The sequence below is a fragment of the Tunturiibacter lichenicola genome, from assembly GCF_051013355.1.
In the GTDB taxonomy this organism is placed as follows: Bacteria; Acidobacteriota; Terriglobia; order Terriglobales; family Acidobacteriaceae; genus Edaphobacter; species Edaphobacter lichenicola_F.
The window spans coordinates 5,068,285-5,091,816 of the sequence record NZ_CP132944.1 but is presented as its reverse complement, the minus strand read 5'-3'; the positions used below and the strand labels follow the sequence as shown (position 1 = coordinate 5,091,816).

The 23,532-nt window shown below is 56.2% G+C and carries 24 protein-coding genes; 14 read left to right on the top strand and 10 right to left on the bottom strand.

The window, feature by feature from the left end; all coding sequences use genetic code 11:
• Positions 1-42 precede the first annotated feature (42 nt).
• The gene (locus tag RBB82_RS21395; RefSeq protein WP_433972756.1) at positions 43-1,110 is read right to left on the bottom strand and encodes a glycosyltransferase family 9 protein; all 1,068 of its coding nucleotides are present in this window, start codon (positions 1,108-1,110) and stop codon (positions 43-45) included.
• 77 nt (positions 1,111-1,187) lie between these two features.
• Between RBB82_RS21395 and RBB82_RS21390 the strand changes: the two genes are divergently transcribed.
• From RBB82_RS21390 to RBB82_RS21370, 5 genes are all read left to right on the top strand, one after another.
• Positions 1,188-2,483, top strand: coding sequence for a GlcNAc-transferase family protein (locus RBB82_RS21390; protein WP_433972755.1), 1,296 nt, complete (start codon positions 1,188-1,190; stop codon positions 2,481-2,483).
• A complete protein-coding gene (locus RBB82_RS21385) occupies positions 2,473-3,186 on the top strand; it encodes a DUF4254 domain-containing protein (protein ID WP_433972754.1) in 714 nt (237 codons plus the stop codon). Before RBB82_RS21390 ends, RBB82_RS21385 begins: the two co-directional genes overlap by 11 nt.
• Before the next feature lie 148 nt (positions 3,187-3,334).
• The gene (locus tag RBB82_RS21380; protein WP_433972753.1) at positions 3,335-3,895 is read left to right on the top strand and encodes a tetratricopeptide repeat protein; all 561 of its coding nucleotides are present in this window, start codon (positions 3,335-3,337) and stop codon (positions 3,893-3,895) included.
• Positions 3,896-3,956: 61 nt separating this feature from the next.
• Positions 3,957-5,066, top strand: a complete 1,110-nt coding sequence (locus tag RBB82_RS21375; RefSeq protein WP_433972752.1) for a gluconeogenesis factor YvcK family protein — start codon at positions 3,957-3,959, stop codon at positions 5,064-5,066.
• Positions 5,063-5,653: a GNAT family N-acetyltransferase gene (locus tag RBB82_RS21370; RefSeq protein ID WP_433972751.1), complete on the top strand. Its 591-nt coding sequence runs from the start codon at positions 5,063-5,065 to the stop codon at positions 5,651-5,653. The genes RBB82_RS21375 and RBB82_RS21370 overlap by 4 nt, the downstream gene beginning before the upstream one ends.
• On the opposite strand, the gene rlmN is transcribed toward RBB82_RS21370, so the two are convergent.
• Entirely contained in the window at positions 5,586-6,692 is a 1,107-nt protein-coding gene (gene rlmN, locus RBB82_RS21365) for a 23S rRNA (adenine(2503)-C(2))-methyltransferase RlmN (protein ID WP_433975435.1), read from the bottom strand. The two genes, RBB82_RS21370 and rlmN, sit on opposite strands and share 68 nt — an antisense overlap.
• A gap of 194 nt (positions 6,693-6,886) precedes the next feature.
• Here rlmN and RBB82_RS21360 point away from each other — a divergent pair, with 194 nt between their 5' ends.
• From RBB82_RS21360 to RBB82_RS21340, 5 genes are all read left to right on the top strand, one after another.
• Complete coding sequence (locus tag RBB82_RS21360) at positions 6,887-8,203, top strand: M16 family metallopeptidase (protein ID WP_433972750.1); 1,317 nt, start codon at positions 6,887-6,889, stop codon at positions 8,201-8,203.
• 53 nt (positions 8,204-8,256) lie between these two features.
• Positions 8,257-8,787: a type II secretion system protein gene (locus RBB82_RS21355; RefSeq protein WP_433972749.1), complete on the top strand. Its 531-nt coding sequence runs from the start codon at positions 8,257-8,259 to the stop codon at positions 8,785-8,787.
• Complete coding sequence (gene lolA, locus RBB82_RS21350; RefSeq protein WP_433972748.1) at positions 8,787-9,422, top strand: outer membrane lipoprotein chaperone LolA; 636 nt, start codon at positions 8,787-8,789, stop codon at positions 9,420-9,422. Before RBB82_RS21355 ends, lolA begins: the two co-directional genes overlap by 1 nt.
• Before the next feature lie 161 nt (positions 9,423-9,583).
• Entirely contained in the window at positions 9,584-10,309 is a 726-nt protein-coding gene (locus RBB82_RS21345; protein ID WP_433972747.1) for an HAD family hydrolase, read from the top strand.
• A 48-nt stretch (positions 10,310-10,357) separates the two neighbouring features.
• Positions 10,358-10,834, top strand: coding sequence for a (deoxy)nucleoside triphosphate pyrophosphohydrolase (locus tag RBB82_RS21340; protein ID WP_433972746.1), 477 nt, complete (start codon positions 10,358-10,360; stop codon positions 10,832-10,834).
• A 37-nt stretch (positions 10,835-10,871) separates the two neighbouring features.
• Here the strand turns inward: RBB82_RS21340 and RBB82_RS21335 are convergent, their stop codons facing one another.
• The 5 genes from RBB82_RS21335 to RBB82_RS21315 form a co-directional block, all read right to left on the bottom strand.
• Entirely contained in the window at positions 10,872-12,122 is a 1,251-nt protein-coding gene (locus RBB82_RS21335; protein WP_433972745.1) for an Nramp family divalent metal transporter, read from the bottom strand.
• Between the two features lie 108 nt (positions 12,123-12,230).
• Positions 12,231-13,235, bottom strand: coding sequence for an aldo/keto reductase (locus RBB82_RS21330; protein WP_433972744.1), 1,005 nt, complete (start codon positions 13,233-13,235; stop codon positions 12,231-12,233).
• 29 nt (positions 13,236-13,264) lie between these two features.
• Positions 13,265-14,806 carry a GMC oxidoreductase gene (locus RBB82_RS21325; RefSeq protein WP_433972743.1) on the bottom strand — a complete coding sequence of 514 codons (1,542 nt, stop codon included), beginning with the start codon at positions 14,804-14,806 and terminating at the stop codon, positions 13,265-13,267.
• The gene (locus tag RBB82_RS21320; RefSeq protein WP_433972742.1) at positions 14,803-15,888 is read right to left on the bottom strand and encodes a CgeB family protein; all 1,086 of its coding nucleotides are present in this window, start codon (positions 15,886-15,888) and stop codon (positions 14,803-14,805) included. Before RBB82_RS21320 ends, RBB82_RS21325 begins: the two co-directional genes overlap by 4 nt.
• Before the next feature lie 58 nt (positions 15,889-15,946).
• A complete protein-coding gene (locus tag RBB82_RS21315) occupies positions 15,947-17,224 on the bottom strand; it encodes a magnesium transporter MgtE N-terminal domain-containing protein (protein WP_433972741.1) in 1,278 nt (425 codons plus the stop codon).
• A gap of 248 nt (positions 17,225-17,472) precedes the next feature.
• On the opposite strand from RBB82_RS21315, the gene RBB82_RS21310 reads away from it, so the two are divergent.
• Together RBB82_RS21310 and RBB82_RS21305 are read left to right on the top strand one after the other, a co-directional pair.
• Positions 17,473-17,913 (top strand): ATP-binding protein, encoded by a 441-nt coding sequence (locus RBB82_RS21310; RefSeq protein WP_260738962.1) that lies wholly within the window; start codon positions 17,473-17,475, stop codon positions 17,911-17,913.
• 13 nt (positions 17,914-17,926) lie between these two features.
• On the top strand, positions 17,927-18,274 hold the full coding sequence (locus tag RBB82_RS21305) for an STAS domain-containing protein (protein ID WP_158945525.1): 348 nt from the start codon (positions 17,927-17,929) through the stop codon (positions 18,272-18,274).
• A 76-nt stretch (positions 18,275-18,350) separates the two neighbouring features.
• Here the strand turns inward: RBB82_RS21305 and RBB82_RS21300 are convergent, their stop codons facing one another.
• From RBB82_RS21300 to RBB82_RS21290, 3 genes are all read right to left on the bottom strand, one after another.
• Complete coding sequence (locus tag RBB82_RS21300) at positions 18,351-18,935, bottom strand: LemA family protein (protein WP_433972740.1); 585 nt, start codon at positions 18,933-18,935, stop codon at positions 18,351-18,353.
• A 122-nt stretch (positions 18,936-19,057) separates the two neighbouring features.
• On the bottom strand, positions 19,058-19,849 hold the full coding sequence (locus tag RBB82_RS21295) for a TPM domain-containing protein (protein ID WP_433972739.1): 792 nt from the start codon (positions 19,847-19,849) through the stop codon (positions 19,058-19,060).
• A 129-nt stretch (positions 19,850-19,978) separates the two neighbouring features.
• Entirely contained in the window at positions 19,979-20,644 is a 666-nt protein-coding gene (locus RBB82_RS21290) for a DUF4142 domain-containing protein (protein WP_433972738.1), read from the bottom strand.
• Positions 20,645-20,776: 132 nt separating this feature from the next.
• Between RBB82_RS21290 and RBB82_RS21285 the strand changes: the two genes are divergently transcribed.
• Positions 20,777-22,861: a S9 family peptidase gene (locus RBB82_RS21285; protein ID WP_433972737.1), complete on the top strand. Its 2,085-nt coding sequence runs from the start codon at positions 20,777-20,779 to the stop codon at positions 22,859-22,861.
• Between the two features lie 15 nt (positions 22,862-22,876).
• Positions 22,877-23,512 carry a hypothetical protein gene (locus RBB82_RS21280; RefSeq protein WP_433972736.1) on the top strand — a complete coding sequence of 212 codons (636 nt, stop codon included), beginning with the start codon at positions 22,877-22,879 and terminating at the stop codon, positions 23,510-23,512.
• Positions 23,513-23,532 lie beyond the last annotated feature (20 nt).

Sequence of the window (23,532 nt, the reverse complement as noted above, 5' to 3'; positions counted from 1 at the left end):
AGACCATCATCGCATCTTCGATGCAGATGAGTTTATCGGCGATCAACCTAGGACGTTACGAACCTGAGCCACGACCTCCTCGACCGTGATGGATGTAAGGCATTTTTTGCGTTCGACGATGCATGTTTCGAGGCCGCAGCCCCAGCAATCCGTCTGGTGGTAGAGAACATGGTGCTGTTTGCCATAAGGGAACCAGACGCGAGGCTTGTTGCGGGCGGCGAAGATGGCGACACACGGGGTCTGCACGGCTGCCGCCAGGTGCATTGGGCCACTGTCATGGCCGATAAAGAGGCGAGCCTGAGCGAAGACCGCGGCGCTCTCGCGTGGAGTGAGAAGCCCGCAAAGATTGATTACCGGATTTGAGGAGTTCTCGCGCCAGCCGCCAGCGGCGAATTCGCTGGCTTCATTCTCTTCGCCAGCTCCGCAGAGCGCTAGCGCATATTCGGAATACAGCGTGGCGATTTGGTTCAGCAGAGCTCTCCAGTTGTCTCGACCCCAGTCCTTCGACTGCACCTTTGTGCCTACGCTGACGGCGATGATCGGTCGGCCAGCTGCTGGAACCAGAACTTCTTTCGCTTTAGCGTGCTCCTTGTCGGTCAGAAGGAGATCCCAGCTCGCGGGGGCGTCAAGATCGATATCACCCAACTCAGCCAGATTGCGGACAAGTCGAGAACCCTCTGGTTCGAGGAACTTTCCGGACTCCTCGAGGCGGTTCTGCTGCATGTCCTCGGTGACGGGAACGCCAATGAGGCGGCTGATCCCGCAGAGACGGAAAAATTTGGCGTCACGATGGGCCGATTCGACGCCGCGAGCGGCTCCGATGTAGACGAGAGCCTGCGGACGCCAGCGTAGGAGCTGCCACCAAAGTGAGAGGAGCTCTCGCGGGCTGCGAGTACCTGCCGAGTAGCGAAAGTAACCGTGAACCAGATTGCTGTTTTCAAGGATCGCTGCCGCTGGCGGGGCTTTGACGTTGACGGGAAAGTTTGTGAGCATGCGGCGCTCAGCGTTTGGAAATGCCCGCGCAACGAGGTGAAGAGCTGGAAGTGCTATGAGAGTGTCGCCGAGACTGCCTAGCCGGTAGATCAGTACCCGTTTGGTTGTGGTTGCCATTGTCTGTCTTTAGTCTGCTTGGTTCAGTAACTCCCGGCAAGTGGCAAGTGTTTGACGGTGAGGCCTGTTAGGCTGTCGTGAGTGAGGTCCGGGTGTCAAGCGAGGGGAACAACCTGATCTTCGTATCGATCGCTGCGTACCGAGATCCGCAGCTTGTTCCAACTGTCGAGGACAGTATTGCAAAGGCCCGACATCCGCAGCGGCTTCGATTTGGGATCTGCTGGCAGCATAGTCCCGGTGAAGACACTTTGCCCTATCGTAAGGACGAATGCTTCCGAATATTGGCGATTGACTGGCGCGATAGCAAAGGGGCTTGCTGGGCGCGCTCCGAGATAATGAAGCTGTGGCGAGGTGAAGAGTGGTTTCTTCAAGTGGACTCGCATTGTCGCTTCGCACCTGACTGGGACGTAAAGCTGATCGAAGAGGCGAAGCAGACGGGAAGCCCTAAGCCAATTTTGAGCACGTACGCCTCGCCATTTACCCCTGGTGGTGAGGAGACCTTGACTGACGCGCCGCTGCAAATGGCTTTTCAAGGGTTTACCAATGAAGGAATACCACACATGAAGCCAGCGGCGATTCCCAATTGGCGAAACTTAAGGAAACCGCTAAGGGCACGGTTTCTGTCCGCTGGTTTTTTGTTCACTCAAGGCCGTTTTGTGGATGAGGTTGGGTACGATCCAGAGATTTATTTCCTGGGCGAAGAGGCTGCGATGACGCTTCGCGCGTTTACAAGTGGTTATGATCTCTTTCATCCACACGAGACCATCGTGTGGCACGACTACGGAAAGCCGACCGCAGCGAAACACTGGGGCGATCATATCGAGGCAAACAGCGTTAGTCGCCGGTGGCACGAACTGGATTCGCGCAGCAAGAACAAGGTTCGAAGACTGATCACTGGGCAGTCTGTGGATAGCTATGGATTGGGTTCGGAACGGAGTCTTGAGGAGTACGAAGCCTATTCCGGGATCTCGTTGAAGCTGCGCAAGGTGCAGGACTACACCGTTCGCTGCGGGGAGCCACCAAACCGGGAGGCTGCTCCGGATTGGACGGGCGAGATCTTTACGTGGATGGTTCGGATTACTTTGGAGCGCGCGACGCTACCGATCGGTGCCACCGAGGACCCGTCTTTTTGGTATCTCGGGATTCGAGATGAAGGCGGAACAGAGATCAACCGTCAGGATATTTCTCGCCAGCAGTTAGCCGAACTGCCTGCGACCGAACCCACGATCGTTCTGGTCTGCGAGTTCGAGTCGGGGACGATCCCAGCGTCGTGGATTGTGTGGCCTGTGAGCGAGTCGCTTGGATGGTTGGCGAAGCTTGAAGGCAGGCTCGCGGATGGGGATTACACAATCATTATGGAAGATGCGATTTAATAGACTGCTCGGAGGCCATACTGAGGAAGCCTCCACGCTCGAAGTCGCAAGGCCGAAGCTGCCAGTAGAGGATTCAGAGTTTTTGATGGAGGGGCCTATGCTCGATGCTCTTTTGATAACACGAATGCAGGACGAGATGACAGCGGCTCTGCATGAGGTCGAAGATGAAGTTGCGATTGAGGCGACGGCGGATGGGCTGATGGCGCTTGCAACAGCGCAGCATCGGGCCAACTTCGATCTATGGCATGAAGAGGACAAAGCACGTGTCCCGGAGGTTCCCGATTCGGAGATCGTACGGGTGAAGCGGGCGATCGATTCGCTGAATCAGAGGCGCAACGACCTGGTGGAAAAGATGGATTTGTGGCTCATCGACAGGCTCGACCAGGATACTGCAGCGCCTCTACACTCTGAGACGCCCGGATTGATGATCGATCGGCTCTCTATTCTGGCACTGAAGATTTACCATACGCGAGAAGAGTCGCACCGGGTAAATGCAACGGAGCAGCACCGTTGGAAGAACGCTGAACGTCTGGTCCTGCTTGAGGAGCAGCGGCAAGACCTGGCGAGTTGTCTGGATGCGCTCTGGACAGAGGTATTGGAGGGAAGGCGGCGATTCAAGCTCTATCGGCAGCTGAAGATGTATAACGATCCAGAGCTGAATCCGGCAGTTTACGGACGAAAGACCGACGGCGGCGATGGTTGACTATAACCCGGCGAAGCGTAACGAAGCTTGTGGGGAGTTGACCTGACAGCCAGGTCTGCGTATAAAACCGACACGACATCAAACAGAGGATTGAGCTACCGTTAGAATGGAAAAGCTCAAGAGACGCCCTCAGGTGACAGGATTAACCATGGCCCAAACGAAGACCGTAACTGCAACCGCAACGAAGCGCACTCCGCGCACGCTGGCTGGAACCATTCCTCCGGTGGATACTGCCCGAACGCAGGTTGTTGCCCACTACGAAGCGGCCCTGCGACTGATGCAGGAAGGCAAATATGACAAGGCCCACGCGGCATTCGACAAGATGCTGGCTGCAGGCGCCGGCGAATTGAGCGAACGCGTTCGCATGTACAGCAACGCCTGTGCGCTGCAGATAACGAAGGGCAAGAACAGCTTTTCAAACTGCGAAGAGCACTATGACTATGCCGTCTCGTTGCTTAATGATGGACACTACGAGGACGCCAGGGAGCAGTTCCAACAGATCCTGAAGGAGAACGATAAGGCTGACTACGCCTTCTACGGTCTTGCGGTGCTGGCAAGCATGACGGGTGATTCGCACCATTGTCTGGAGCACTTAACGGAGGCCATCCGGCAGAATCCGCGCAATCGGATACAGGCGCGGGCGGACTCGGACTTTCAGGACATGGCAGATGATCCGCGCTTCACGGAGCTGCTCTATCCAGAGGCTTAATTGCGACCTGCAATCCGAACCAACGGCCTCTTCGTTTAGGCTTGTGTAGGAGAACCTGCGCATGTCGTTGCCGAAGTCATCTGGACCGAAAGAAAAAGAGCTTCGGGTGGTTGCCATTGGCGGCGGTACGGGGTTGTCGACTCTACTGCGCGGATTGAAGCGGTATGTGGCAAGCCCGGACCGTAGAAAAGGGGTTCGCCTCGGGCGTCCATCAGAGACGGAGAGAGTATTGGCACCGCCCTGTCCTTCGCCTCGATGTATGATTCGGGAGCTGTCGGCGGTAGTGACCGTGACTGACGACGGTGGATCATCTGGCAGGCTGCGCGAGGACCTCAAGATGCTGCCGCCGGGGGACATCCGGAACTGCATGGTCGCGCTTTCGGAAGACGAACATCTGCTGTCGAAGCTATTTCAGTACCGGTTCGAGCATGGCGACCTGGAGGGCCATAGCTTCGGCAACCTCTTTGTCGCGGCACTCTCCCATATCACGGGCGACTTTGCTCAGGCAGTGCAGATGTCGTCGCAGATTCTGGCCACGAGGGGAAAGATCTTTCCCGCAACAAATACGAATGTGACGCTCGCGGCCGATATGGATGACGGGTCGCTCGTACGGGGCGAAACCAACATTACCGCGAGTAAACACAGCATCGTCGAGCTGCGGCTTGAGCCGGAGACCGCTGATCCTTTGCCAGAGACTCTGGAGGCGATCGCGAATGCCGACCTGATCACCTTGGGGCCGGGATCGTTGTATACGTCACTGATAACGAACCTGCTGGTACGCGGCATTCCTGAGGCGCTGGCAGCTTCCCGGGCGACCAAAGTGTATGTGTGCAACCTGATGACACAGGCGAACGAGTCGCTGGGGCTGACAGCTTCGCAACACATTGAGAAGATCCTGCAACACGCGGGTGGGGTCACCGCTCCGATCTTCGACTATGCACTGGTCAATACAGGACACATCTCGGCGGAGCGGCTGGAACAGTACGCACGTGAGGGACAACAGCCGATCGAGGTTGATCTTGAACGGATACGGGCGTTGGGCGTCGAGCCAATTATGGGCAACTTTGTGCATGAGGGCGATGTGCTGCGGCATGACTACGACCTGGTTGCAGAGCGGCTGCTGGCGCTGGGGCTTGAACAAGCAACACCGGCGCTAACCCATCAGACATGATCGATACCCCGGTACTGGACGGTGTGCGGGTGAGACTCGAGCCTATGACCGAGGATCACCTTGTTGCGTTGGAAGGGGTCGCTTACGACGATCGAATCTGGCGCTATATGATTGTGTGGGTGAAGTCGCGCGATGATCTGCGGGCCTGGCTAGAGTCAGCGCTGCGGGAGAAGACGGCTGGGACTTCCCTGCCTTGGGTGACTGTACTGAAGAGTGGAAAACGCGTCATCGGTAGCTCTCGACTCTTCAATCTCGATTTGAGACATCGGACGGTTGAACTCGGACATACGTGGCTGGCGCCGCAGTACCACGGTGCAGGGCTAAATGCCGAGGCGAAGCTGTTGCAGCTTCGTTATGCGTTCGACGAGCTGGGACTGAACCGGGTCGGGCTGAAGACGCACCACGATAATCTGCAATCACAGGCAGCGATGAGAAAGATCGGGGCGGTCGAGGAGGGTACGTTGCGAAACCATCTCGTGATGCCTGATGGTTCGGCGCGCCATAGTGTCTATTTTTCGATCATCCGGGAAGAGTGGCCGTGGGTGCGATCGCTACTAGAGGAGCGGGTTGCTCAAGGGTCCGTTTGAGCTGGCCGCAGGCAGCGTAGATATCGCGGCCACGCGGGCGACGGATGAAGGCAGGGATGCCAGCGTCGCGGAGACGCTTCTGGAAGGCCGCTACGTCTTGCGGGGTGGGCTCGTGGAAGGGCATGTCAGGGCCGGAGTTCCAGACGATCAGGTTAATCTTAGCCTGCATATTTTTCAGCAGAGCGATGAGCTCGCTGGCATGTTCCGCCTGGTCGTTGATGCCGCCGAGCATGACGTATTCGAAGGTGACGCGCTCGCGAGGGCGCAGAGGCACCGTGGCGATGGCATCGAGAAGGGCTGCGATGTTCCATTTGCGCGTGATCGGCATGATCGACTCGCGGACGACGTCGTTCGAGGCATTGAGGCTGACTGCGAGCTTGGGGCGGACGGTCTCTTTGGCGAAGTCGAGGATGCCTGGGAGGATGCCCGAGGTGCTGACAGTCATCCGAGACTCGGGGATACGCATGGCGGCGGTCAGGAGGCCTACGGCGGCCATGAACCCGGCGTAGTTGAGGAAGGGTTCTCCCATTCCCATGAAGACGAGGTTGATTCTGTCGCGCCCGACCTCCACGTTCTGGCGATTGAGGACTGCGGCGACCTGACCAGCTATCTCGCCCGGGGTGAGGTTGCGGCGAATGCCGAGCTTAGCGGTGAGGCAAAACTGACAGTTGACGGCACAGCCTACCTGGCTCGAGATGCAGATGGTGGCTCGCTTGTAGTCGTCATCGTCGTGGGTTGGGTGCTCCTCCTCTTCGGCGGCCTGGGTACCGTCGCCTCGCTCGCCACCGTCGCCTCCTGGCATCCAGACGGTCTCGACGGTCTCGCCGTCGGCCATGCGAACCAGATACCGCTCGGTTCCGTCGATCGAACGGGCAGTCTGGACGATCTCGGGAAGACCAACAACGTGTCCTGCCGCCTTTAGTGCCTCGCGAAGAGCAGCAGGAAGGGTGGTAATCTCGTCGAGTGAGGTAAGTCGCTGATTATACATGGCTTCGTAGGTTTGTCGGGCCCGGTAAGCCGGTTGACCGAATCTTTCCATGAGCCGGACCAGCTCAGAAAGGGCAGCGCCGAAGAGTGGCTGCGGCGCGGTTAGCGTTTCTCCGAGATCGTTTGTTTCGTTCAACATAGGAGGTTGGTGCCTCGGTTTCCTGGCCTATTCCAGTCTACTCCGAGGTTTGGCTGCCAATCCGGCGCTTGGCCTCTTTGTGAAAGAATGGAGGTTGAAGGAGCATCATGTCCGCAACCCTGATTGACGAAGTAGCCGTAACGAAGAACGCATCCCGCAACATCCGAAAGACTGTCTTATCGAACGGCCTGTTGGTACTGACCGAGAGTATGCCTCATGTGCGGAGTGTCTCGATGGGGGCTTGGATCGGATCCGGATCTCGGGATGAGACAGCCGAGGTTAACGGGATCTCGCACTTTGTCGAGCACATGGTGTTCAAGGGCACTACCTCGCGATCCGCCCAGCAGATTGCCCGTGAAGTGGACACGATCGGGGGCAACCTGGACGCGTTTACCGGGAAGGAGACGGTCTGCTTCAATATCAAGGTCCTGGATGAGAATGTGCCCCCGGCGATGGATGTGCTGTCGGACCTGGTGTTGCATCCGACCTTCGCGCCGGACGACGTTGACCGTGAGAAGGGTGTCATCCTCGAAGAGATCAAGATGGACGAGGACAACCCCGACTACCTGGTCCACGAGGTGTGGACGCAAAACTTCTGGAAGGGTGACGCTCTCGGGCGTCCGATCCTGGGGACTGCGAAGACGGTCTCCAGCTTCGATCAGCAAACCCTGTTGAACTTCTATGCCGGGCAGTTTACTCCGCAGAACATGGTCTTCTCGGCCGCCGGAAATCTGGAGCATGATGAGTTCGTTGCCCGGGTGGAGCGGGAGTTTGGGTCCTTGGCCGCCAGTGGTGCGGGTGTGGCGCCGAAGATACCCGCGCCAGTAGCGACGCCACACATCACGTTGAAGCGGAAGAAGTCGCTCGAGCAGGTACAGTTCTGCCTCGGTATGCCGGCTCCTCCGGTGAACGACTCACGGCGGTATGTGGTGTACATGCTGAACACGATGCTCGGCGGCGGTATGAGCTCGCGCCTGTTTCAGACCATCCGCGAGGACCAAGGCTTGGCTTACTCGATCTACTCCGAGATGAATCCTTTTCGGGATACCGGATCGCTATGTATCTACGCTGGCACCTCGGTGGACAAAACGCAGAAGGTCTTGCAGCTTACCCTGCAGGAGTTGCGGCGTCTCAAGGAAGAGACGGTCAGCGACGTGGAGTTGAAGCGAGCCAAGGACCAGCTGAAGAGCAATATGGTGATCGGACTCGAGAGCTCCGGTAGCCGGATGGCGAACCTGGCGCGGCAGCAGATGTACTTCGGTCGTTTCTTTGGCGTTGACGAGATCATGCAGGAGATTGAAGCGGTGACGACGGCCGATGTGCAGGAGTTGGCACAGGAGCTCTTCAAGCCGGAGACGATGGCATTGACGCTGCTGGGAAATCTTGGGACGATGAAGGTCGAACGAGAAGATTTAGCCTGCTGAGTCAATCTGCTGATAGAGTTTTGTTCGGTGTAACGATATCGGATTGTTGAGGAATGATGAAGACCATGAATGCACTGGACCGGTTGCGCGCGGAGCGAGAGACAGAACAAGGCTTCACCCTGATTGAACTGCTGATCGTAATGTCGGTAATGCTCATCTTGATGACGCTGGCTGTGCCGCAACTCTTGAAGCTACGGAAACAGGCGAACGAGACGTCGGCTATCCAGTCGCTTCGAACGATTGGCCAGGCAGAGCTTCAGTACAACTCGGCGTTCCCGGCAAATGGGTTCTCGTGTTCGCTGCCGACGCTGGGTGGAGATCCTAAGTCGGGGGCGCCTTCTGCACAGTCGGCTCAACTCATTACTCCGGATCTTTCGACAGGGCAGAAAGCCGGCTATACCTTCGCGATCACCAACTGCACCAAGGTCACGGTGAACAATCAGGATATGTACACATCCTATGAGATCACGGCGGTGCCGAACGCGATTGGGAAGACAGGCGACCGCGGCTTCTGCACGGACGAAAACAATACCATTCGTTATGATCCGGCGGGTGGAACCAACTGCACCCTTGCGATTCAGTAATGCTGGCGAAAGTAGCCCTGTTCGTCTCAGTTTGCTGTTCGTCTGTTGCTCGGGCGCAAGATAACGACGCCCTGGTGCGAAAGGTCGACGATCACTACAACCATCTGAATTCCCTGCGCGCTCATTACGCGGAACGCTATTCCGGGATGGGGATGAACCGGGCGGAGGAAGGGACGCTCCTGCTGAAAAAGCCCGGAAGGATGCGGTGGAGCTACGCTACGCCCGTTGGCAAGGTGTTTGTGCTGGACGGGAAGTTTGCGTGGTTTTATACGCCGGGAGATGCGCAGGCAACGCGGGTGCCGGCGAAGCAGTTGGACGATTTACGATCGCCACTCCGTTTTCTGCTTGGACATACGCAACTGAAGAAAGAGCTCGATAGCCTCATGGTTGTGACAGATGGGACGGGGTTTCGCATCTCGGGCGTACCAAAGGGTATGGCGCAGAGGGTGAAGTCGCTGTCGCTCGGCGTTACTGCGGCAGGCGCCATCGAACAGATGCGGTTGGAGGAGACGGACGGGGCCGTCACGGAGTTTTCGTTCTCGCAGATGCAGGAGAATGTGCCTGTGAAAGATGCAGACTTTGCGTTCATTCCTCCTGCCGGAGTATCGGTGGTAGAGGGGCTGCCGCCGATCTAGCAAGATGACTCCCGCGAGCTTATTTTCAAGGGAATTTAACGAATTCTGCGCGACCCGGAGCTACGTCTTTTGACGGCGACGAGTAGTAGAATCAGAGCCAACATCAACTGAGCGTTTCTTTGTCGTTAGCGGGAGAGACCGCAGAAAAGTAGAGCCCCATCGTGAACAATCTTGTGTCAGTGGTTCGTTTGAGCACATCGGAGTTTCATTCAGCGGTCTACTCGTTGTCGCCTTCAGTGGCTGTATTCGATTGCGATGGAACATTGTGGTCCGGAGACGCCGGATCTGGGTTTATGCGATGGACAGTCGAGACCGGTCTGGTGTCGCGTGAGGCAACCGACTGGATCGATGCGCGGTATCGGGGGTATTTGAAGGGCGACGTGTCCGAAGTCGCGATCTGCGGCGAGATGGTGCAGATGTATCAGCGGCTGCGCGAGGATGAGATGCGGCGTGCAGCAAAAACGTTCTTTGCGAGCCAGGTTGAGCACAACATCTTTCCCGAAATGAAGGAGCTGGTGGATGAGCTTCGCAAAAAAGGCGTGGACATCTGGGCAGTGAGTTCTACCAATAACTGGGTCATTGAAGAGGGTGTGAAGCGGTTTGGGATTCCGCCAGAGCGAGTTCTGGCAGCCTCTGTGCTGGTGAAAGACGGAGTGGTGACGGATGTGATCCGAGACGTCCCCACAGACGGCGGCAAAGTGGCTGCATTGGCACGAGAGGGGGTAACTACAGCTGATGCTGTATTTGGAAATTCAGTCCACGATGCGGCGATGCTTGAGATTGCGCGGCAGGCGTTTCCAGTGAACCCTACGCCCGCATTGGCGGAGCGGAGCGTGCAAAAGGGCTGGCCGGTTTACTATCCGGCGTCGGCACAAACCCCTAAGTAAAGTGAATAGAAGCTTTTGGGCTGCAACGTCGTCTAATCTGTAGGACAGGTGAGAGAGCCCATTCGCAAACTCGACGAACGTTTTGAGCCGGTCGTGCAAAAGCCCCTTCGGTTGGTCGTTGCTGCGCTGATTCTGCGCGAGGCTATGGACGAAAGTGGCGCCGCCCGGGTGGAAGTGCTGATCTGTCAACGGAAACCCGACCAGCCCATGAGCCTGAAGTGGGAGTTCCCTGGTGGGAAAATCGAGGCCGGAGAGACCTCCGAGGACGCCTTGGCTCGGGAGTTGAACGAGGAGTTGGGGATAACCGCTGTGATTGGGCGGCGGGTGGCGCGAGTGCGTCACAAGTATAGGAATGGCGGCGTAATCGATCTACAATTTTTCGTGGTGCGGGAGTTTAGCGGGCAGTTGGAGAATCGAATCTTCAACGACGTGCGATGGGCGGCGTTGACAGAGTTGCCCGGATATGACTTTCTGGCAGCAGACCTGGGTCTTATTCGAGATTTGTCAGAGGGCAAGCTGCTCTAGCTCAAAGGATGCACCGCGCGCGCGGAGCTGTGGTGGGCTAACCGTGTAGCGTATTCCAGACCAGTATCAGGGACAGCGCGGTGACGATGATTGCTGTCGTCCAGGCAATGGCGTTCAGCCAGCGGTTGTTGGTGTATTTGCCCATCAGTTCGTGCTTGTTGATGAGCTTCAGCATGAAGATCAGGACAAGCGGCAGGAGCACACCGTTGAGCACCTGCGAGAGGATGCTGAACTTGACCAGCGGGAAGTTAGGGATCAGGACTACGGCTGCGCCTGCAAACAACAGAAGACTGTAGAGCCAGTAGAAGAACTTGGCTTCGCGAAAACTCTTGTCGAGGCCGCTCTCGAAGCCGAGGCCTTCGCAGGCGGTGTACGCCGTCGAGAGCGGCAGAATAGACGCGGCGAAGAGCGATGCGTTGAAGAGGCCAGCTGCAAAGAGGATGAAGGCGTATTGGCCGGCAAGAGGCTTCATTGCCCCGGCAGCGTCAGACGGATCAGTGATGTGGCGGATGCCGTGGGTATAGAGTGTCGCGGCACAAGCAACTACGATGAACCAGGCGACGATATCAGTGAAGATCGAGCCTATGATCACGTCGAGGCGTGAGGTTTTGTACTTCTTGACGCTGACTCCCTTCTCGACAATCGAGGACTGCAGGTAAAACTGCATCCAGGGCGTAATGGTGGTGCCGATAACGGCAACGGTGGTGTAGACGTAGTCCTTGTCGGACCAGACGCTGCGCGGAGGCAGCTTGATCGTCTCGACGAGGGCGAGATGCCAATCCGGGCCGCTGAGCACACCGGTGATGATGTAGGCGATATAGAAGACGCTGGCTACGAGAAAGATTTTTTCGACGCTTTTGTAATCACCCTTTACGACCAGCACCCATACGATAAAAGCGCACACCGGGACGCTCGCGTATTTGGGGATGTGGAAGAGTTGCATACTGCCGGCGATTCCCGAGAACTCCGTCACCACGTTGGTAAAGTTGACGGCGATGAGCAGAATCATGATGACGAAGGTGATGCGCAGGCCAAACTCTTCACGGATGAGGTCGCTGAGGCCTTTGCCAGTGACGACGCCCATGCGAGCACACATCTCCTGCACGACGATGAGCGCAATCGTGATGGGAATCATCGTCCAAAGCAGGGTGTAGCCGAACTGCGCCCCGGCAGCCGAGTAGGTAAGAATGCCACCGGCGTCGTTGTCGACATTGGCCGTGATGAAGCCAGGGCCGAGCACGGCAAAGATCAGGATGAGGCGGGTTCTCCAGGTTCGCCAGGGGCTCATTTCTTATCCTTGTGTGCTGGATGGGAGAACTCGGTCGGCTCGCCCCTATCAGGCTAACTCATCTTTTGCTTTCGTTGCCGGAAGCACTCGTATCGAGCGGTATTCGGCCTAATTTGTTCCTGCGATGTTCATCAGCAGTTGATTACTGTCGGCCTGAATCAGCTTGTGGAGTTGTCTGGCGGGTTCCTCAAGAGATCGGTCGTCCGCCACTTCTGCATTGGATCGGATGTGCTGAGCGTTCTTCGAGGAGAAGAGGATGACACTGGCGGGATTCAGGACCAGAGAGGCCTTCAGCATAAGCCGCGCGAGTTCTTCGGCGTTGCTGAGATCGTGGTCTATCGATGAAGACCATGACTTGCACAGCTGTTTCTTATGGATGAGAGCACGATGAAGAGCCCGAAAGTTGTTCGTGAGAGCGCGATGGTGTATGCGGAACCGCGTTGACGCAGAGGGCGCAGTAGCTTCGATTGTTGGGTTGAGGACTGACCACTCGTACTGCAGTGTGCGGCAGTAGCCAGGATGTTCCGCGACTAGAGCAGCTACTTTGGAACCTTCGCTTCCGATGCCGAACGTGCCTATCGTTCCTCTTTTTACTTCTTCTTCAAGCAGGCTAAGGAGCGAGTCGTCCTGTAGATCCGCGGCTGAGGCTTCGTGGAGGAGCCACACATCGATGTGATCGGTACGAAGAGTCGTAAGGCTGCGGTCGAGAGAGGCCTTCGCTTGCTCAGGGGTGAAGCTGGCTTTTTCGGTGTTGCGGGTGGCGACGTTCGCGGCGGACGCCAACCGTTGTTTGAGGCCGGGAAACGCTCTGACAACGGGGCCAACGACACGACGGCCGACCGAGATAAGAGATGCCCTTTTTGCAGGAGGTATGCCGTACTTGGTGGTGACAGTAATTTCGCCACGGTGACGCTGTAGGAACTCCCCCAGACAGCCTTCTGCCTCTCCATAGCCGTACAGGGGGGCAACATCGAAGTGGCGGATGCCGGCATCATAGGCAGAATCCAGAACAGCGAGCGAGGAACGGCGGCTGGCTGCTCCCATTAAGCTAGAGCATCCAAAGCCAAGCCTGGTGGTGAGGCGGCCCGTATCTCCGAGTACGATCTGCTCCATCTGCGCTCCAGATATGTTCCGTGTTGAGACTAACTGAGGTGATCGCTGAGTCGAAGGGCGAGGGCAAGAAGAGTATGAGTCGGGTTCGAAAAGCCGGAACAGGGGAATACGGCAGAGCTGCAGATGTAAGTGTTTGTGATGCCATGAAGACGAAGATTGGTGTCGACAACTCCGGTAGCGTCGGTCTCGGACATCCGCATCCCGCCCATGTGATGGTTGCTGTCGTCGCAGCGGGCAAGGAACGCGGAGCTGCCGGACATCAGGTCTTCGTTAGGCACAATGCGCGCAACTCCTGCGAGCGCTCGTTGAGCTACCACAACGTACTGGCGAATGGTCTCCAATTCCCTCTCCGATATCCGCCAATCGAACCGGACACGCAACAAGCCTAGAGCATCCCGCTGGTCGGTCAATGTGATGCTGCTACACGACGTTGGCTCTTGCTCACAGTGAACGCGGAGGAAGATGCGAACCTCACGGGGGCTGTAGGCGCGGCTCTTCATCTTGTAGCGCCATGCCTGGTGGGCGAGCATTGGCAGGTGTTTGGCTGTGTGTCGAACGTTCTCGCGAGTGATATCGCTGAAGCGACCGCGCATCAAGTTGCGGATGGTCGATTTGGCCTGTCCCCTGGCCTTTCCTGTGTCCTCAAAAGCCATGGTCGAGCCGATGTTGAGGGTGCCCCGTGCAGCCTGCTCATGCGGGAACAGACGAAGCTTCGGTAGGTATTTGAAGCCGTGGGCAACGATGGGATCGAACGTGTCGTGGAAGACTGCATGATCAAGCGGCTCAACACCGGCTGCGTTGCAGTCGATGTGGTCCTGAAAGTGCTTTCCAACGAGACCGGAGCGATTCCAGGGATGGCCTCCGTCCCGCGGCTGAAGAAAGAATCGTGCGCTTTCAATTCCCCCCAACGCAAAAACATAGTGAAGAGCACGAAAGATGTGCTCGTCACCTGTGAGCGTGCGGCAGCGTATCCCAGTGACAGCATCTCCCTCGCTCATCAGCTCGACTGCACTTGCGTGGAGCCAGAGGTGAAGGTTCGGATGTTCAGAGAGTGTTTTGTGGTGCAAACGAGCGAAGTTTGGCTCGGGACACCAGCGTGAGAGATAGGATTCGAGTTCGTCAAACTGCGTAAAAGGTAGGCCTAAGTCACGCCAGACTGCGGCGTCGCTTCGTTCGACTTTGGTAAGGCCCTCAAGCGCAAGAGCGCGTTCGTAGAACGGTGTCAGTGTGGACTTGGGGAATGGCCAGCCGCTCTCAGCGATGCCTGCCCGTGGAGTGAAGTCGAGAGCGTCTAGCTCAAGGATCTGGCCTCCCCAACGAACGGTTGTGCCTCCCTTTACACGTATCCTTCCGGTATGAATGCCTCGATGAGGAAGGCCGACGATCTCGCTATCGTAGATCTGCTGCGAGGATTCTTCGCGAAGTGCCCCGCCGCCCTCGAGAAGCAAAACTTTCCTGCCTTGGCGGGCGGACTCCACGGCGAGAGTGATGCCAACCGCGCCTGCGCCGACGATGCAGATGTCAGCAACGAGTCCAGTAGGGTAGCTATCGTGTAAAAGATCGTGAATCACCGACTGCCTGCGTGCGCCGTCGGCGTGGACGAACGGGATCTTTCGAATTTTGAAAGTATCGACACTGCGCGCTCGACTATGAGCTGCACCTGCCTATCGTTGTGATAGCCATCGCGAGCGGCTCGACGGCAGCCAGCCGCAGCGATGCGTCTGCGAGCAGCCTCGTCTGGAAGGTAGCGGCGAATCTTCTCGCTTAGCTCATCGAAAGACGAGAAGAAGACGGCCTCTTCGTCCTCCTTGAAACGCTGCATATGGCCTTCGGAACGCTCTGCCATTAGGAAGCCGCCACACCCGGCTATCTCGAAACTTTTGTGCACAAATTCGTCACAGTTGGAGTGAGTGATGAAGCTCAGATTGATCTTGGATCTCCAGATACCTTCGCGATATTCGTCGCGGAAGAGTTCTCCGCCGGAAAAAATGGCTTTGAAAGCATCTGGCTCCATCGCGCGTTTCCACTGTCGCGGACTGCCGGAGATCACTACAGCAAAACCACACTCGCGCCATAACCGGGTGAGGGTCTGCGCGCGATCGTCGTAGGGCGTTCCTATGAAAGATACCTCACGGTTGCAGTCGGCATCGGACCAGCTTTCCGGTGGCGGAAATTGCAAAGTCGGTTCGTACGCCGTCTGAATCTTGATGACGTCACGCGCACCACGTTCGCGGTAGTCGAGAATATTTTTGTCGCGTTGGACGACGTGAAGGTCATAGTGGGGGATACCCTTCATGTATAGACGCCACCCCGGGTCCTGCCGGGTGCCGAAGGGGTTGTCGATCATGTAGCTCACCGTGGCAATGCCTAGGTCGCGCATGCGGTCGAGGGTTTTGGGACGCATCCAGAGGAGTTTGTCGGTCCACAAAAGATCGGGTTTTTCAGCTTTGGCAATTCTTATGAGGTCGCGATTTAGGTTATCGACCCCGCGGCCAGCAGCAAGCCGATGAGCGATCTTACGGATGAAGGGATTGCGAGATTCGTAGTCGAAGGCGTTGAACGGGATGACATGATGTCCCAGACGCTCCAATGCCCAAAGGCGATAAAGCGAGGTGTCGTTCGGGGAGAGGCCGGTAGCGTACAGAATCTTCATGCGGTACTACGTTTCCTTTGTATTTTCTACTGTTCGCCGATGCACTTACAGCTTCACACTAGTGGTTCTTCCGAAGAAGGGCTATCACCTGTTCGGCGTGGATTACGCCGGCCAGATGCTTGTCGTGATCGACCACGGGTAGCGAACGCAGGTTGTATTTATCGAAAAGCTCGGCCACTTTGCGTCCATTCGCATCGACGTTGCAAGTAACGATGTGGCCCTTCGGCAGATCAGCTAGTGGCGTACCGGCGCTCGCAAGAAGTAACTGCACCAGCGGAATGAGCGCGGTAATCTTCTCCTCTTCGTCGAGCAGGTAGATGTCAGTAATGGTCTCGATATCGCCTTCGAAGTCGCGCAACGCCGTTATAGCCTGATCAACAAGGGCATTGGCTCGCAGCGCGACGTATTCGGTGGTCATGCGACCGGCGGCGGAGTCTCCCGAAAATTCGAGCAGGTCCTCAACCTCTTGACGCTCCTCCGGATCCATCTCTTCCAGGATGGCTTCGGAGCGCTCGTCAGTGAGTTCGGAGAGGAGATCCGCTGCGGCACCTGGATCCATCTCTTCAACGATGCCCGCAATCTGCTCCGAATCGAGCGATTCAATGAGCGACTGCTGCATCTTCGGCTTCACCTCCTCGAGCGCCTCGGCAGCGACCTCCTCGTCGAGTGAGATGAAAAGCGCATGGCGTTCCGCAGGCGCCAGCTCCTCGAGGATGTCGGCGATATCAGAGGGGTGCATCTTCGAAAGGCGATCCTGCTCTATCTTCAATTTGACTCGACGAGCCGGGTCGCGGTCGATCAGGTCCACAAAGTCCCATGGAATGACACTGGCGCTGAAGCGGCAGGCGATTCGATCGACTGAGGTTGATGGCAATCCCTTCAGAAGACGTCGTACAGCCCCACGCATGCCCACTTCTACCTCAGCGATGCGAAGTGAAAGGTCGGGTCCGTCTTCCTGGCAGTTCTCCCAGACCAGGTCCACGTCGTTGACGCGGACCACCTTGTGTCCATCGACATCGATGATCTGCTGGTCGAGCAAGTCCCGCTCCAGCAGCAGATAGCTGTCATCGTTCGGGAGGGAGCCGGGCCGGGCAGACTCGCGGAGCTGCATCGCACCAGAGGAAGTAAGCTGCAGATCGGTAATCAGGACGAAAGAAGGGCGGTCGCCGCGTTTGGCCGAGGCTCCCTTCAGGACCATGCCGTGAATGTGCGCAGGGGCAACGGACGGGGACACCGCGAACTCGCGAATATGGCCGAAGGCGTTCCCACTGGCGTCCACGACCGCTGCCCCAAGGAGGGCAGAGACGCTTGTCCGTTGATTAGAATGCTTCGTCATAATCGGCCGCAGAACCGCATCTCGCGGTGCTCAAATCAACTTTACCTACTACCTCGCATGTTAGCCCACCTTTTACCGCCGATAGGCATCGGACGATCCAGCTTCATCAACTTTGAGGGTCGAAAAAGAGCAGGCTTCCGGGAAAGAAGACGCACGCCACCTTGACATTCCAGAAATCCACAAGCAAACTGCCATCATCGCTGTTGTCTGACGTTGACGACGGGCATATCAGCATTACAAGGACAGCTTTGGCCGACTCAACGACTATGCGCGTCAGTTACACATTGGACTCGTCTCTCGACAGCGTTAATAAGATCGAGCTAACCGCCGAGCAATGGGCCGAAAGGGCCGGATTCGACGAGGACACCGTTCCTCACATCGCCATGGCGGTCCGTGAGGCGGCGGTCAACGCGGTCTTGCATGGCAATTCGTACGATACGAACAAGCATGTTTTGGCTTCGTTCGAGACGACCTCCGATGACCTGATTATCCGCATCTCAGATCAGGGACAGGGGCTCGATCCGGACAAGATTCCTGACCCCCTGGCCCCAGAAAACATCCTCCGCGGCTCCGGTCGCGGTATCTTTCTCATCAGGGCCTTCATGGATGAGGTAAACTTTCGGCAGTTACATCCGGGCACAGAACTGACTCTCATAAAGCATCGAAAACCCGCGCAGTCGGGGACCTAAGGAGAAACGACACATGAGCATGAAAGTAAAAACTCGCCAGGTGGACGGTATTACCATTCTGGATCTCAGCGGCCGCATTACCCTAGGCGAGGGCAGTGTAACTATTCGCGACGCCGTACGTGACGTGCTAGCGAAGGGTTCCAATAAGATTCTGCTTAACCTGGGCGACATCAGCTACATCGACAGCTCAGGCATCGGAGAGCTGGTCAGCGCCTTCACCACCGTCAAAAATAGCGGCGGTGAGTTGAAGCTGCTGAATCTGACCAAGAAGGTCCATGACCTGCTGCAGATCACTAAGCTCTACACTGTCTTCGACGTAAAGGATGACGAAGCAACCGCAATCTCTTCCTTCACCAAGTAAGCAACTTTTTTCTCCACGTAAAAGGCCGTCGCTAAATGCGACGGCCTTTCTATTGGGCCACGCCAGTTCGCTTCGCCTACTTCGAGAAGTCTACCTTCGGCGCCACACCGTTCTCTGGATTGCCCTTGAAGTACTCGTCCCTGTAGTGAAAGCCTGCCATGTTGGCCCAGATGCTGTTGGGGAACTGCTGCACGTAGGTGTTGTAGTCCTGAAGCGTCTTGTTGTAACGCTGACGTTCAACGGCAATGCGATTTTCCGTCCCTGCCAGTTCGTCGGTCAGGCGGATGAACTGCTCGTTGCCCTTCAGATTGGGATACTGCTCTTGAAGGCGAAAGAACGGCCCAAGAGCAACATCCAGTTTGGCGTTGGCATTGATGTTGCTGGCATGGTCGCCTCCAGCAGCAAGGACGCCAGCACGTGCATTGGCGATATTCGTCAAGATCGTCGATTCTTCGGCGACGTAACCCTTCACCGAAGCTACAAGGTTCGGGATGAGGTCAAGTCTTCGCTGCTGCACGACATTGACCTGTGAGAAGGCCTGATTGACAGCCTCATTCTTCTGCACCAGCGTGTTCTTCGCGCCGATGTAGCTGCCCCCAACAAAAAGCAGAACGACGATGAGAAGAGCTACAACGCCAAGCACAATCCATAAAGATTTCATGTTTCCTCGTTTTCCCTTCGTCTAGATTTCAATGCTGCTGGTAGATGCCTTCTCCGGCTGTACTGTATCACTGGATTCCGAATTTGTTGCCCTTCTTTGCTGCAAGTGGTCTACATTACGCCTCAAAAGTCGCCACTGGCCCCTCCGCCACCGGAGCTGCCGCCTCCGAACCCGCCGAAGCCGCCACCACCACCGCGGTCGTTGTCGCGGCCACGGCCTCCTCCAAAGCCACCCCCTCCACCGCCCATCAGATTCCCCAGCAGAAAGAAGATCAGGCCGGTATTGCCTGTCTTGACGAGGAAGAAGAGGATCAGCAGGATGACCCCACCACCGAGAACAACCTCAGTAAGACTCAATTGAACCGGAGCCTGTTCGCGGTGATACTGGTGGACCGGCTGGGCGAGATTAAGGGTGACTCCGGCGTCGGTAGCGATAGCCTGGGCGATCTGCCGAACGCCGAGGGGGATCGCCGTGTTGTAATCTCCCTGGGCTGCCGCTGGGACCATGGAACGACCAATATCGCCCACCTTGGCATCATTTAGAACGCCTTCAAGACCGTAGCCCACCTCGATACGGCCTCGCCTGGGGGTCATCACAAGAAGCATCAGGACACCACGATCGGTCCCCTTCGCGCCAACCTTCCACTTGTCTTCCAGCGCCGTTGCGAAATCTTCAATCGACTCGTCGCCATCGATGGTTTTGATCGTAACGACGGCAATCTGTCCGTGGGCCTGACGATCGACCTGGGTACAAAGATTTTCGAGACTGTTTTTCGTTGTAGGAGATAGAACGCCAGCGAAGTCGTTGACATATCCCGTGGGTGCCGGAAGCGTACTGACCGATTCGGCCGTCAGGACCGCCGACGGCGCGAAGACAAGGAAGACGACAACTAGCCAGCGTGAAATGAAGTTCATCGAAGGTCATTCTACGCCCTGCTTGTTGATGATATTGCGGATCTTGAGCAGGCGATTTTGAAAATAATCCGTCGGCCAAAAAAAGAGGGTGCCACGGGCACCCTCAACCACCTGGACCAGAACAACAATTTAAGAAGTCGGCGCAGGAGCCGTTTTGTTGCCGCCATGTTGCGGCACTGGAACGCCCTTTTCGCGAGCGAGCTTATCAACCATCACAGTGTGTTCATGAATGACCTTCGCACCGTTTGCAACCGCAGCCTGCAGGGTCGGATCAGTGGTACTCACCGCTTCCTGGCGAAAATCGCGCTGGTCTTTGTGATGGTCCTTCACCATGCAAGACAGGTACTCCATGTCGAAATCGTTGCCGGAGAGGCCGTTAAGTTTGTCGTATTCAGCCTGATCCTCTTTGCTCAAATCCTTAGGGAGTCGAATCCCCATAGAATCGGCGATGGGTGCCATATCGTTGTTGAGCTTCGTATGATCGTCTACCATCTTTTGCCCGAAGGCCTTAACGTCTTCACTACTTCCCTTCTGCGTTGCGAGTTGGCCGAGCTTGACCTCCGCCATGCCTCCTTGAGCGGCCTTGCGAAGAAAGATCTTGTCCTTCATTACCTGGCCGACGTCTCCAGAGTTAGGAGCCGAATCCTGCATGGAGGACGAAGATGGATACGGTTGTGATCGGCTTGGCTGGGTCTGTGTGGCTGAAGGCGGCATCGGATCCGACTGAGACACACCAAAAGTGGGAGATAAAAGCGCGACACCGACAAACAGCAAGCGCGCTGAAATGAATTTCATGGGAATGCTCCTGCGGTTGGCGAATTGAATTGTTTCGCCTCTTCTCTGCTGCATATTGGGTGTACGTGCCAAAGTTATGGTTGCCTCTCGGTGCTGAGAGACGCTGTATCCTGTCCATGGAGCTTCAAATTAATGACGCAAAGTACCACTAAGCCACCGCAGGCTCGACAGGACCCCACGCCCACCACATTGCACGGACAGACACTTGATGACAACTACCGCTGGATGCGGGACAAGTCTTCACTTGAGCTGCTGGCCCACCTCGAAGCAGAGAACGCGTACACAAAGTCCGTGATGGCCGGGACAGAGGAGCTGCAAGCCAAGCTCTATACGGAGATGCTTTCGCATATCAAAGAGACCGATGAATCCGTCCCCTACCTGCAGCGCGGATGGTTTTACTACACGCGAACCATCGAAGGGAGCCAGTATCCCATCCACTGCCGCAGGCTGGCTACCGGCCCGAAGTTCGATGACTTGCAGCCTGAAGAGATCATGCTGGACGTAAATCAGCTCGCCGTCGGCCAGCCGTTCATGTCCATCGGCGGCATGAGCGTAAGCCCGGACGGGTTCAAGCTGGCTTACTCCACCGACAACACCGGCTTTCGTCAGTACACGCTGCACATACGCGACTTGAAGGCCGGTAAAGATTTACCTGATACTGCCGAGCGCGTTGGTTCGATAGCTTGGGCCGCAGATTCGGCCACACTCTTTTACACAACTGAGGATGGGGTGACGAAACGTCACGACCACCTCTTTCGGCACCAGCTCGGCGACGTGTCCGTGAACGACGTCGTCGTCTACGAGGAGAAGGACGAACGCTTCAATCTCGGCGTAGGGAAGACTCGAGATGGCAAATATCTGCTAATGGAGGCAGGCAGCCATACGACGAGTGAATGCCGATTTCTCGTCGCAGATTCACCTGAGGACCAGTTCCAGATGATCGCGCCTCGAGTGAATGATCAGGAATATTCCGTTGATCATCGCGACGGACTGTTCTACATCCGTACGAATGATGTTGGGAAAAACTTCCGAGTTGTTACAACGAGTGTGATGACGCCGGACCGGAGTTCCTGGGAGGAGTTCATCCCGCTCGATGTGAATGTACCACTTGAAGATTTTGAGGTGTTCGATTCATTTTGTGTGAGTTCAAAAAGGAGACTAGGTTTACCGATTTTATCGGTAACGAAGCTCGGTGAAGGAGCAGTTCTCGGCGTGTCGCGGGAGATTGCGTTTCCCGAGCCGGTTTATTCCGCTGGAGCGCATGCGAACCGGGAGTTCGACACACACGTTTTCCGGTACAGCTATACTTCGCTGGTTTCTCCCGCTTCAGTTTATGAATATGACGTGGAAACGGGCGTCTCTACTCTGCTCAAGCAACAAGAGGTCCCAGGCGGGTTCGATTCCAAGCGCTATGCCTCAGAACGGGTCTGGATTGACGCACCCGATGGAACACAGATCCCTGCTTCAGTCGTTTATCGTCGCAAAAACTTCAAGCATGACTCAAAAAACCCGCTGTATGTGTATGGATATGGATCATATGGCTATTCGCTACCCATCGGATTTAGCCCATCACGTCTTTCCTTGCTGGATCGAGGAGTTGTGATCGCTTACGCCCACATTCGTGGTGGTGGCGAGATGGGAGATTCGTGGCACGATGCTGGCAAGATGATGGTGAAACGCAACACATTCACTGACTTCATCGCCGTAGCCGAGCAGCTTGTCGCTAAGGGGTATGGCGCGAAGGATCGTGTTGCCATCGAGGGGGGCAGTGCCGGAGGGTTGCTGATGGGCACAGTAGTGAATGAGCGCCCGGAGCTGTTCAAGGTGGTGCTATCTCATGTGCCGTTTGTGGATGTGATGAACACCATGCTCGATGCCAGTCTTCCGCTTACCGTGGCTGAGTACGAGGAGTGGGGAAATCCAAATGAGGCTGAGGCGTTTGCCTACATGCGATCCTACTCACCCTACGACAATCTCAAGGCCGGAGACTATCCCGCGATGTTGGTAAAGACCAGCCTGAACGATTCGCAGGTGATGTACTGGGAGCCTGCAAAGTACGTCGCGAAACTTCGTACCCTGAAGAAGAACGACACTCCCTTGCTGCTCCACATCAACATGGACGCCGGCCATGGCGGAGCCTCGGGGCGATATGACTACCTGAAAGAGATCGCGTTTGACTACGCGTTTCTACTCACGCAGCTCGGTGTCGAGTCCTAAAGTAAAATCATCGAAATGCAAACCTTAGGGCTTTCATCTCAACCGCAACCGGCTGACAATATTTTCAAGCGCCTTTTCTGGCCAGCAATTGAAAGTCAATACGATGTTGATCTTCTGGGACAGCAGGGTTTCTGGGTCTGCACCATCGTTGCAGTAATGTCCTTAGTCTTAATGATCATTCTCGGCACGCCGATTATTGGCGTCTTTACTACTCTCGTTTTTTTTCTTGGTGGATGCGGCGTCCGTCAACGAAGCGTAGCGGCGGCGGTTCTGGTCTTCTCTCTGTATCTGATCAATTTCATTGGCGGCATCGCAATCGGGTCATTTGGGAATCCACTTATTCAAGGAGTGGTTTTGATGTTGCTCTTTGCCAATGTACGCGCGACCGTCTTATCCCGTCGCTGGGCGGCCAAACTTGTGGATCAAATCGATAATGAGTTTCCGGAAAGATCTGCGGAGACGATCGGTGATAAGTTTTCGAACAAGTTGCCAGCGGCGTTGTGGCCGAAGAGTCGGTACGTTTTCTTTCCGACTGCTGGAATTCTGTTGTTGCTCACTATCACGGGCGTGGTTGTCATGAAAAGACAAGCGGCGACTAAGACAGCGACTCCATCCCCGCCTACAACGACTTTAGAGGTCTCGCCGCGCTAATGATTCACACCATTGCAAGG

What these genes read in the sequence shown, in the direction of transcription:
- RBB82_RS21395 (WP_433972756.1), bottom strand. Translation starts at nt 1,110, where the DNA reads ATGGCAACCACAACCAAACGGGTACTGATCTACCGGCTAGGCAGTCTC.
- RBB82_RS21385 (WP_433972754.1), top strand. Translation starts at nt 2,473, where the DNA reads ATGCGATTTAATAGACTGCTCGGAGGCCATACTGAGGAAGCCTCCACG.
- RBB82_RS21380 (WP_433972753.1), top strand. Translation starts at nt 3,335, where the DNA reads ATGGCCCAAACGAAGACCGTAACTGCAACCGCAACGAAGCGCACTCCG.
- RBB82_RS21375 (WP_433972752.1), top strand. Translation starts at nt 3,957, where the DNA reads ATGTCGTTGCCGAAGTCATCTGGACCGAAAGAAAAAGAGCTTCGGGTG.
- RBB82_RS21370 (WP_433972751.1), top strand. Translation starts at nt 5,063, where the DNA reads ATGATCGATACCCCGGTACTGGACGGTGTGCGGGTGAGACTCGAGCCT.
- rlmN (WP_433975435.1), bottom strand. Translation starts at nt 6,692, where the DNA reads ATGGAAAGATTCGGTCAACCGGCTTACCGGGCCCGACAAACCTACGAA.
- RBB82_RS21360 (WP_433972750.1), top strand. Translation starts at nt 6,887, where the DNA reads ATGTCCGCAACCCTGATTGACGAAGTAGCCGTAACGAAGAACGCATCC.
- RBB82_RS21355 (WP_433972749.1), top strand. Translation starts at nt 8,257, where the DNA reads ATGATGAAGACCATGAATGCACTGGACCGGTTGCGCGCGGAGCGAGAG.
- lolA (WP_433972748.1), top strand. Translation starts at nt 8,787, where the DNA reads ATGCTGGCGAAAGTAGCCCTGTTCGTCTCAGTTTGCTGTTCGTCTGTT.
- RBB82_RS21335 (WP_433972745.1), bottom strand. Translation starts at nt 12,122, where the DNA reads ATGAGCCCCTGGCGAACCTGGAGAACCCGCCTCATCCTGATCTTTGCC.
- RBB82_RS21330 (WP_433972744.1), bottom strand. Translation starts at nt 13,235, where the DNA reads ATGGAGCAGATCGTACTCGGAGATACGGGCCGCCTCACCACCAGGCTT.
- RBB82_RS21320 (WP_433972742.1), bottom strand. Translation starts at nt 15,888, where the DNA reads ATGAAGATTCTGTACGCTACCGGCCTCTCCCCGAACGACACCTCGCTT.
- RBB82_RS21315 (WP_433972741.1), bottom strand. Translation starts at nt 17,224, where the DNA reads ATGACGAAGCATTCTAATCAACGGACAAGCGTCTCTGCCCTCCTTGGG.
- RBB82_RS21305 (WP_158945525.1), top strand. Translation starts at nt 17,927, where the DNA reads ATGAGCATGAAAGTAAAAACTCGCCAGGTGGACGGTATTACCATTCTG.
- RBB82_RS21300 (WP_433972740.1), bottom strand. Translation starts at nt 18,935, where the DNA reads ATGAAATCTTTATGGATTGTGCTTGGCGTTGTAGCTCTTCTCATCGTC.
- RBB82_RS21295 (WP_433972739.1), bottom strand. Translation starts at nt 19,849, where the DNA reads ATGAACTTCATTTCACGCTGGCTAGTTGTCGTCTTCCTTGTCTTCGCG.
- RBB82_RS21290 (WP_433972738.1), bottom strand. Translation starts at nt 20,644, where the DNA reads ATGAAATTCATTTCAGCGCGCTTGCTGTTTGTCGGTGTCGCGCTTTTA.
- RBB82_RS21285 (WP_433972737.1), top strand. Translation starts at nt 20,777, where the DNA reads ATGACGCAAAGTACCACTAAGCCACCGCAGGCTCGACAGGACCCCACG.
- RBB82_RS21280 (WP_433972736.1), top strand. Translation starts at nt 22,877, where the DNA reads ATGCAAACCTTAGGGCTTTCATCTCAACCGCAACCGGCTGACAATATT.